A 9,217-nucleotide genomic window follows, 5' to 3' on the forward strand; every position below is an offset into this window, starting at 1 on the left:
GAAAGGGAGTCGAGACATGTTGCATGGAGATATATCGAGCAGCAAGGACACGGTCGGCGTCGCCGTGGTCAATTACAAGATGCCGCGTCTGCACACCAAGGCCGAGGTGCTGGATAACGCGCGCAACATCGCCAAGATGGTCGAGGGCATGAAGCTCGGTCTGCCGGGCATGGATCTCGTGATCTTCCCGGAATACTCGACCCACGGCATCATGTACGACTCCAAGGAGATGTACGAGACCGCTTCGTCGGTGCCGGGCGAGGAAACCCGCATCTTCGCCGACGCCTGCCGCAAGGCGAAGGTCTGGGGCGTGTTCTCGCTCACCGGCGAACGCCATGAGGAGCATCCCAACAAGGCGCCGTACAACACGTTGATCCTGATGAACGACAAGGGCGAGATCGTCCAGAAGTATCGCAAGATCATGCCGTGGGTGCCGATCGAAGGGTGGTATCCCGGCGATTGCACCTATGTCTCGGAAGGGCCGAAGGGCCTGAAGATCAGCCTGATCATCTGCGACGACGGCAACTACCCGGAGATCTGGCGTGACTGCGCAATGCGCGGCGCCGAGCTGATCGTCCGCTGCCAGGGCTACATGTATCCGGCCAAGGAGCAGCAGATCCAGATCTCGAAATCGATGGCCTGGGCCAACAACTGCTACGTCGCGGTCGCCAACGCATCCGGCTTCGACGGCGTGTATTCTTACTTCGGCCATTCCGCGATCATCGGCTTCGACGGCCGGACGCTCGGCGAATGCGGCACCGAGGAGAACGGCATCCAGTACGCCCAGCTCTCGGTGTCGCTGATCCGCGATGCCCGCCGCAACATGCAGTCGCAGAACCATCTCTTCAAGCTGATGCACCGCGGCTATACCGGCCTGATCAACTCCGGAGAGGGCGATCGCGGCCACGCGGTCTGTCCGTACACCTTCTACAAGAACTGGATCACGGATCCCGAAGGTACGCGGGAAATGGTTGAAGCCATGACCCGTCCGACCGTCGGGACCGACGAGTGTCCGATCGAGGGCATTCCGAACCAGAAAGTCGCACATCGTTGATTGGAAAAGCCGAGCTGTGCCGGCGCGATCATTCGCGCCGGCGCGGTTCTGAAACTGTTGCAGCGGGAAACGGGGGTTACCATGAGCAGCGAAGCAAATAGCGGACTGGTGCATCAGACCGAGGGGCAGATCGACGACCTTCTCGGTCACGAGTTCGAGCATGAGCCGGTGCCGATCAGTGCCCGGCGCAGCGCCTTCTCGGTCACCATGGTGTGGCTGGGCTTTCCGATGATCATCACCGGCGCAATGACGGGATCGCTGCTGGTGCTGGGCATGGGCTTCAAGAATGCACTGGTTGCCATGATCATCGGCAATCTGATCATGTTCGCCTATGTGGGCGCGCTCGGCCTGATCGGCACCAGGCGCGGCATGAACTTCGCACTGATCGCGAGCATCGTGTTCGGAAAGAAGGGTTATGTGCTGGCGTCGGGCCTGCTGTCGACCCTGCTGCTCGGCTGGTACGCGGTGCAGACCGGTATCACCGGCGCATTGATCTCCTCGACCTACGGCCTCAATTATGTGGCGATGACCATCGTCGCAGGCGTGCTCTATATCGGCATCACCTTCGTCGGCGTGAAGGGATTGCACTATATCGGGCTGGCGTCGGTACCGTTGTTTGTCATCCTCGGCCTCTGGGTCGCGGCCGATGCTGCCTCGACCACGACGGCAGCGGCGATCTTCGGCTATGCGGGCAATAATGGCGTCGCCAGCATGTCGATGGGCGTCGGCCTCACGGTGGTGCTTGCGCTATTCATCGACGCCGGCACGGTAACGGCGGACTTCAACCGCTGGGCGCCGAGTCCGCGGGCGTCCCTGTTTTCCACGTTCAGCGCGTTTCCGTTCGCCAATCTGGTGGCGATGCTGGTTGGCGGCGTGATGACGGCTGCGCTTGCGGTACCGAACGCCAACCCGTTCGGTGTCGACAACATGTTCGGCTACATGAACGGCAAGCAGCTCACCTGGCTCAGCATTCTCGCCTTTATCTTCCTCTACGCCAATCTCGGCTCGGTCTGCTCGCACTGCCTTTACAATGCGGCCACCGGCTGGTCCCGTATCCTCGGGACCAACATGCGGCTGATGGCCGTGATACTCGGCGCCATCGGCATCATCGTTGCCGCGGGCAACGTCTGGGCGTTCTTCATCCAGTGGCTGTCGCTGCTCGGCATTCTCGTGCCGCCGATCGGCGCGATCATCCTGGTCGATCAGTATTTGTTGCGCACCGGGGCGCGTGCGGACGTCGACTGGCGCGCGAAGCCCTTCATCGCCTGGGGCATCGGGTCGCTGTGCGCATTTGCGGTTGAAAATCTGATGCCGGGGCTGTCCACTGCGATCTCCGCCGCGCTGGTCGCCGGCATCGTGTACGGGGCGATCGCGCGAGTGGAATCTTCCACCGAAAAGGTGGCGCGTCCCGCGTAAGCGACAAGCTCGATCAAGCAAGAAGGATACATCAATGAGCGTCGACTATCAGATCTATGATCTCGGCAATCTGGCCTTGCAGCGCGGCGCGACCCTCCGCGACTGCAAGCTCGCCTACAAAACGTTTGGCCAGCTCAACGCGGCCAAGGACAACGTGATCGTCTATCCGACCTGGTACTCCGGCCAGCACTACGACAATGAATGGCTGATCGGGCCGGGCATGGCGCTCGATCCGGCGAAATACTTCATCATCATTCCCAACATGTTGGGCAACGGCCTGTCGTCGTCGCCGAGCAACACGCCGGAGCCTTATAACGGGCCGCGTTTTCCGCAGGTGACGGCCTATGACAATGTCCGCGCCCAGCACCGGTTGGTGACCGAGAAATTCGGCATCAAGCACATCCGTCTGGTCGTCGGCTGGTCGATGGGCGCGTTGCAGACGTTCCATTGGGGCGCGCTCTATCCCGATATGATGGACCTGCTGGCGCCGTTCTGCGGCTCGGCCAAATGCTCGCGACACAACTACGTGTTCCTCGAGGGCGTCAAGGCCGCGCTGACCGCGGATGCGGCATGGAAGGAGGGCTGGTACACCGATAAGCCGGCCCGCGGCCTGCGCGCCGCCGCGCGGGTCTATGCGGGTTGGGGCTTTTCGCAGGCCTTCTATCGCGAGCAACTCGACATCAAGACGATGGGCTTTTCGTCGCTGGAGGATTTCCTGGTGGCGTTCTGGGAGGGTTTCTTCCTGCCGAAGGATCCGAACAACCTGCTCACCATGCTGTGGACCTGGCAGAATGGCGACATCAGCGCCAACGAGATCTACAACGGCGACTTCAAGGCTGCGCTGAAGGCAATCAAGGCCAAGGCCTATGTCATGCCGGGGCAGACCGATCTCTACTTCCCGCCTGAAGACAGCGAGAACGAGGTCGCTAACATGTCGAACGCCAAGTTCGTGCCGGTGCCGTCGATCTGGGGACACTTCGCGGGCGGGCCGGGGACCAATCCGGTCGATGTCGCCTTCATCGATACCAAGCTCAAGGAACTGCTCGCATCGTGAGTTCAATCGGTTGCGAACGGCTGCCTGCGCGATCATGGGAGGCGTGAGCTTGTCCAATCCCGCTTTGCTGCTCGACCAGTACCGCATCCGCCAGGAGCCGTATTACCGGCCGCTCAAGGATGAGGTCGAACTGTTCGGTGCAGCCTATGCGAACCGTATGCCGGTGATGCTGAAAGGCCCCACCGGCTGCGGCAAGACCCGCTTCATCGAATACATGGCCTGGCGGCTCGGCCGTCCGCTCATCACGGTCGCCTGTCACGAGGACATGACGGCGGCGGATCTGGTGGGACGCTGGCTGCTCGATGCGGAGGGTACGGTGTGGAGCGACGGGCCGCTCACGACGGCCGTGCGTCTTGGCGCGATCTGCTACCTCGACGAGATCGTCGAGGCGCGCCAGGACACGACGGTCGTGATCCATCCCTTGACCGACGATCGGCGTGTACTGCCGCTGGAAAAGCGTGGCGAGCTGATCCACGCGCATTCCGATTTCCAGCTCGTGATCTCCTACAACCCGGGCTACCAGAGCGCGATCAAGGACCTCAAGGAATCCACCAAGCAGCGTTTTGCGGCGCTGGATTTCGGGTATCCCGACCGGCCGGTCGAAACCGAGGTGGTGTCGCGCGAGGCCGGCATCGAGCCCAATCTCGCCGATCTCCTGGTGAAGATCGCCCAGCACAGTCGCAATTTGAAAGGCCAGGGTCTCGACGAAGGCGCTTCGACCCGGATGCTGGTCAATGCCGGCCGCTTGATCGGATGCGGCATCAGCCTCGAAAAGGCCTGCGAGACCACGATCGTCGTTCCCTTGACCGATGATGCGGACACCAGGAACACGTTGCGTGACGTGATTTCGGCCTCTGCGTAAACGGAAACTCGGCGGTGGCGGTCGCGCAAATCAGTTCGCTCGATGGCTTCCGGTCCGGGCGCCGGCTTGCGGCGCTCCTGCGCGGCCACGATGAGATTTCCGTGGCAGTGCAGGCGGCGCGGGCCGCCTTGCACCGGATGTGGTCGTTCGATCGTCTGGCGGCCTGGGACGAGGCGGTGCACGACCTGTTCGAGGCCAACCTCGGCCAGGCCGTGGTTCTGGGCTTTCTAAAGCTATCGGAGCAATGGCAGGCGCTGCGATCGACCAATGACCTGATCGCGATCGGACGCGCGGCAGGCGACATCGGCCGCAGCGCCGGAAGCCGCGCTGCCCATGCTTTGCTGATCGAATTGTCCAAAGTGCTGCCGCGGCTTGCGGGCGCTGGAGAACTCACCGCCGTGCTTGCCGCGCTCGGCCAACTCGCAGATGCAGGCCCGGAATCGGTGGGCCTTGCGCTCGGCCGGCTGGAGCCGCTGCTCGCGCATGCCGGGGCCGACGATTTTTCCGCCTGGGTTTCGGCTGGCTTGCGCGCAAGCGGCGGCCGCGCATCGCGCCGGCGCGCCTATTTCGCGCTCGACGATCCGCTCTCGGTGCGGCTGTTCGCTGTCGGCAGGACCGGCGATGATTTTGCACGGCTGGAGAAGCGCCTCGCCGCAACCACGATCGCGCTGTGGAACAGGAAGCCGCGTCTCCGCAAGCTGGCCGTTGCGCCGACGCCGGTGCCGCGGCGTGCCTCGCTCGCCGCCGACCTGATCGGGCTCCCGGAGACCTTTCCCGGCTTCGCGGGCGAGGCGGCGGACACCGTCTATCTCGCCGCGGTCGTGCATGCCGGCGCGCATCTGGTGCATTCCGCTGTCCGCTTTCCGGTGGGCCGGCTGAAGGCGCTGCAGATCGCGCTGGTCTCGCTGATCGAGGATGCCAGGGTCGAGACGCTGGCGCTTCGCGAGATGCCGGGGCTACGCCGGCTGTGGTTGCCATTTCACAGTGCGACGCCGACCGGCCAGGCAACTGCCGCCGGACTGATGATGCGGCTCGCGCGGGCGCTGATCGATCCGGACTATCAGGACCCGGATGCGTGGGTGACCAAGGGGCGGGCGCTGTTTGCCGAAGCCGCCGACCGCTGGATTGATCCTGCCATCAGCCGCGAGATCGGCGGGCTGCTCGGCAACGACATCGGGCAGATGCGGCTGCAGTTCAACGCCAGGAGCTACGTCGTCGAGCCAGCCTATCGCGATGACAATCTGGCGCTGTGGGATTTTGGCGATCAGCCGGACAGCCCGGCCGAGACGATCGAACTTGCAGTCGATTCGGTGCGGATCGAGCGCCGCGACGACGCCGATGGGCAGTCCACCGACGACAACGCAAAGCCCGACGAGACGCTGCGCGCGAAGGCCGCAGCGGTGACCCTGCTGGACGGATTTCCGGTCGCGACCTACCCGGAATGGGACTATGCCACGCGCACCGAGCGGGCGGACTGGACCACGATCCTGGAGGCTGATGCTGCGGTTTCCGCACAGCCGTTCGACCCTTCGACGGATGCCGAGGCGATGCGCTGGATCACCGAATTGACCCGCGACGCCTCAATCGGCCGCCGCATCAGACACAAGGGCCAGCGCGACGGCGACGCGCTCGACATCGATGCTGCGATCGCGCTGACGATCGAGCGCCGCGCCGGCAGCATCAGCGAGCCCAGGGTCTACCAGCGCGATGCGCCGGGACCGCGTGACCTTGCCGTTCTGCTGCTGCTGGACCTGTCGCAATCGACCGCGGACCGTGATCGTCGCGGCCGGACAGTTCTCGATGTCGAGCGCAAGGCCGCCGCGATCATGGCGACAGCGGTCGAGGCCGCCAATGATGCGATCGCGGTGCACGGCTTCAGCTCCGACGGCCGCGAACGCGTGCGCTATCTCCGCATCAAGGGCTTCGAGGAGCCGATGGACGCCGTCGTGCGCTCGCGTCTCGCGGGCCTTGGCAGCAGCCATTCGACCCGGCTCGGTGCCGCGTTGCGCCACGCCGGGGGCTACCTCGCGGGGCGACGCGCATTCCGCAAGGTGCTGCTGGTTCTGACCGACGGCGAGCCGTCCGACGTCGATGTGCCCGATCCGCAATATCTGGTGGAGGACGCGCGCCGTGCCGCTCAGCAGCTGCGGCGGCACGGCATCGATATTTTTGCCTTCGGCATCGGTGAGGACAGATTTCCCCAGCTCGATCGCATTTTCGGCGAGCGCCATGCGCTCCGGGTGCCCCGTATCGAGGTTTTGCCGCAACGGGTGATGCAGCTTTATGCGGAACTGAAGAAATAGCGCCGCCATCCCGAGCGGGCTCGGATCCTCGTCCACGGGCCTACGCACCGCTGTCACACTTCGACGCTAACGTTGCAGATTGGACACAGCCGCCCGCCTGGGAAACAATCGACGCGGATACGATGAGCATTGGATATCTTTCGAGGGGCTCGGCAGGGCGCCCCTCAGACGCTCGTCGATTGTGCGTTTTGATCTGCGTCTGCATGCTGGGCGCTGGCAGCGATGTCGCGATGGGGCAGGACAGTCCGATCGCTGCTGCGCCGCGCCTCACCTTTGATATTCCGTCGCAACCCCTGACATCCGCACTGGAAAGTTATGGCGCCACGTCGCGGCGTGAGGTGCTCTACGATGCGCGGCTTGCGACTGGCCGACTCTCAGGCGAGGTGAGGGGCGTCTTCGCGCCGTCCGAGGCTTTGCAGCTCCTGCTCGATGGCACCGGCCTTGTCGGCCGCCTGACGTCGGAGAATGCCGTGGTGATCGTGCCCTCGTCTCCGGCCGGCGGGCAGCTGACGACGCCCGACGTCGATGCGCGAAAAGGCGATCCGGTCATTCGCGCCCGTTACTATGCCATGGTGCAGGAGCGCGTTCGCGACGCCTTCTGCAGGGACACTTTGCTGCGGCCCGGCCGCTATCGGATCGCCGTGCAGTTCTGGATCGCTCCAACGGGATCCGTGCAACAGACTAGGCTTCTGAGTAAGACAGGCGATGACCGCGTCGACAGCGCGATCGAGACGACGCTGCGCGGATTGAGAATGAACGAGGTGCCGCCGCCCGGCATCTCGCAACCCCTCACGATGGTCGTTGCGGCGCGTCCGTCGGAACGGACCCAGGACTGCGCCGGGATCGACGCAATCCGGACCATCGGTGGGGTGAATTGAGCGTGCCGCAATGAGCGACGCAACCCGGACCATGCTGCGTAGCTTCCTGGCTGCCCGCTACGACGATCTCAAGCTGCGGCTGAGCCGCCGTCTCGGATCGGCGGAGCTTGCCAGCGATGCGTTGCAGGACACCTATGTGCGTCTCGGGCGGGCCGAGGTGGCGGGGTCGGTGCAAAGCCCGGCGGCCTATCTGTTCCGCATGGCCTTTAACGTCGCAATCGACCGGCAGCGGGCCGAGAAACGGCGTCTGGCCCGCAATGAGGTTCAGGATCTGCTTCATATTGTGGACGATGCGCCCGGGCCGGGTCAGATCACGGAGGCTCGCTTCGAGATTGAAGCCTTGGAGAAGGCGATCGCGGAACTGACGCCGCGCCGCCGGGTCATCCTGCTGGCCGCGCGGCTGCAAGGGATGCCGCAGCGGGAGATTGCCAGCCGGCTGGGGGTCTCGTTGCGCCTGGTTGAGAAGGAACTCCGCCTCGCCCAGGAACACTGCGCGCTGAAGCTGGGAAAATAGTTGTGCGGTTGATGGCTATCGCGAACGTCAAGCGGATAGGCGGACGGTTCGGCCGCGGAGGCTGCCGTTTGCGTGCGCGGCGGGGTAAGTCCGCATGACGTACGAAGGCGGCAAATCGACGATAGGGCTCGGCGCGATGGAGCGGGAGGCACATGCCTGGGTGAGGCGCTTGACGTCCGGAGACGCGACAGTCGAGGACGCCGAGGCATTCCAGCTGTGGCGCCAGCAGAGCGCTGCCCATGCTATTGCCTTTGCCAAGGCTAGCAAGCTTTGGGAGACGGTTGGCAAAGCCGGCCATAACCTCCGGTATGACCCCGCGTCGCTGGGCGTGTTGCTTGATGGCGAAGCGAAGCGCGTGATGACCCGCAGGCTGGTGCTTGGCGGCGGGCTTGCAACCGCCGCGGCCGCCGTCGGAGCGGTGACGCTGCGGCCCCCGCTCGAGCTCTGGCCGTCATGGTCCGAGCTTGCGGCCGACTACCGGACAGGTACGGGAGAGCAGCGCAAGCTCGCATTGAACGACAATGTGTCGATCAACCTCGACACGCGAACCAGCATCGCGCTGCGCCCGGACCATGGCGACACCAGCCGTATCGAGTTGATCACGGGACAGGCATCGATCGCGACGGCCCCGCAGCAGTCCCGACCGGTGACGGTGATCGCGTCCAGTGGTCAAACGGTTGCAACGCGAGCCTCGTTCGACGTGCGCTACCTCGGAGCCGAGGTGCGTGTCACCTGTCTCGGCGGCGAGGTTCGCGTCGAGCACCAGGGAAACGCCCGTACCGTTCGTGAAAGGCAGCAGATCGCCTATGACGAGAGGCGCATGAGCGACATCGTCGCGATCGATCCGGCCGTCGAGGCGGCCTGGCAAGAGGGATTGCTGATCTTCCGTTACACGCCCCTGCCCAAAGTGGTGGAGGAGGTGAACCGGTACCGATCGGGCCGGATCTTCATCGTCAATGCCGAGCTCAACGCCCATCTGATCAACGGCCGCTTCCATATCGATCGGATCGACGAGGTTCTCCTGCAGCTCGAACAAGCCTTTGGCGTGAAAGCCAAAACGCTTCCCGGCGGCATTGTGCTGCTCAGCTGAGGAGGCCTCTAGCGGTTTGCAAAAAATTTCGCATCCGGCGTGCGGG

The 9,217-nt window shown here is 64.1% G+C and carries 8 protein-coding genes; all 8 read left to right on the forward strand.

Annotated features, from left to right (window positions below; genetic code table 11):
- The first annotated feature begins 16 nt into the window (after window positions 1–16).
- Complete coding sequence (locus H8B02_RS02335; RefSeq protein ID WP_229164625.1) at window positions 17–1,054, forward strand: aliphatic amidase; 1,038 nt, start codon at window positions 17–19, stop codon at window positions 1,052–1,054.
- An 81-nt stretch (window positions 1,055–1,135) separates the two neighbouring features.
- On the forward strand, window positions 1,136–2,470 hold the full coding sequence (locus tag H8B02_RS02340; protein ID WP_229164626.1) for a purine-cytosine permease family protein: 1,335 nt from the start codon (window positions 1,136–1,138) through the stop codon (window positions 2,468–2,470).
- A 34-nt stretch (window positions 2,471–2,504) separates the two neighbouring features.
- Window positions 2,505–3,524, forward strand: coding sequence for an alpha/beta fold hydrolase (locus H8B02_RS02345; protein ID WP_229164627.1), 1,020 nt, complete (start codon window positions 2,505–2,507; stop codon window positions 3,522–3,524).
- 49 nt (window positions 3,525–3,573) lie between these two features.
- Window positions 3,574–4,386, forward strand: a complete 813-nt coding sequence (locus H8B02_RS02350; RefSeq protein WP_283842118.1) for a CbbQ/NirQ/NorQ/GpvN family protein — start codon at window positions 3,574–3,576, stop codon at window positions 4,384–4,386.
- Between the two features lie 14 nt (window positions 4,387–4,400).
- Window positions 4,401–6,689, forward strand: coding sequence for a nitric oxide reductase activation protein NorD (locus H8B02_RS48350; RefSeq protein ID WP_229164629.1), 2,289 nt, complete (start codon window positions 4,401–4,403; stop codon window positions 6,687–6,689).
- A 203-nt stretch (window positions 6,690–6,892) separates the two neighbouring features.
- Window positions 6,893–7,567, forward strand: coding sequence for a TonB C-terminal domain-containing protein (locus H8B02_RS02360; RefSeq protein WP_229164631.1), 675 nt, complete (start codon window positions 6,893–6,895; stop codon window positions 7,565–7,567).
- Window positions 7,568–7,577: 10 nt separating this feature from the next.
- On the forward strand, window positions 7,578–8,081 hold the full coding sequence (locus tag H8B02_RS02365) for an RNA polymerase sigma factor (protein WP_176532285.1): 504 nt from the start codon (window positions 7,578–7,580) through the stop codon (window positions 8,079–8,081).
- Between the two features lie 94 nt (window positions 8,082–8,175).
- Complete coding sequence (locus H8B02_RS02370; RefSeq protein WP_229164633.1) at window positions 8,176–9,171, forward strand: FecR family protein; 996 nt, start codon at window positions 8,176–8,178, stop codon at window positions 9,169–9,171.
- The last annotated feature ends 46 nt before the right edge of the window (window positions 9,172–9,217 follow it).

The organism is Bradyrhizobium altum, assembly GCF_020889705.1.
GTDB classification, from domain to species: domain Bacteria; phylum Pseudomonadota; class Alphaproteobacteria; order Rhizobiales; family Xanthobacteraceae; genus Bradyrhizobium; species Bradyrhizobium altum.